Source organism: Streptomyces sp. DH12, from assembly GCF_020873895.1.
Lineage (GTDB): Bacteria > Actinomycetota > Actinomycetes > Streptomycetales > Streptomycetaceae > Streptomyces.
In genome coordinates, this window is sequence record NZ_JAHWGT010001073.1 from 1 (window position 1) to 452 (window position 452).

The 452-nt window shown below is 70.6% G+C and carries 2 pseudogenes; both read right to left on the reverse strand.

What is annotated here, in order from left to right:
• Window positions 1-214, reverse strand: a pseudogene (locus tag LPA54_RS38565) (pseudouridine synthase); the annotation flags it as partial.
• Window positions 214-452 (reverse strand): annotated as a pseudogene (locus LPA54_RS38570) (SMC-Scp complex subunit ScpB); the annotation flags it as partial. The pseudogenes LPA54_RS38565 and LPA54_RS38570, both read right to left, overlap by 1 nt.

The window sequence follows — 452 nt, forward strand, 5'->3', positions numbered from 1 at the left end:
ACTTGGGTCCCTCCTGGGAGGCGCCGGGGCCCACGTCGTAGCGCCGCTCCTCCGGGCGCGGCCTCTTCGGACGACCGCCCTGCCGGTCGTCGCGGTTGTTGCCGGCGCCGCGGTGATCACCGCGGCCACCGCCGCTCCCGCCGCGGCCGCCGCTGTTGCCACCACGGCTCCCGCCGTTGTTTCCGCTGCTGTTCCTGCCGCTGCTGCTTCGCATCAAAGTTCCGTCTTGTCGTCTGCGTCCTCGGAATCCGGGGCGTCCGGATCGAACGACGGGACCCCTTCCAGTGTCTCGGCCTCGATCGCCTCCGCCTCCGGGAGGAAGGGCGCGAGCTCCGGGAGCTCGTCCAGACCGCGCAGGCCCATCCGCTCCAGGAAGTAGTTCGTCGTCGTGTACAGGATCGCACCTGTTTCGGGTTCCGTGCCCGCCTCCTCCAGCGGGGTCTGATCGAGGA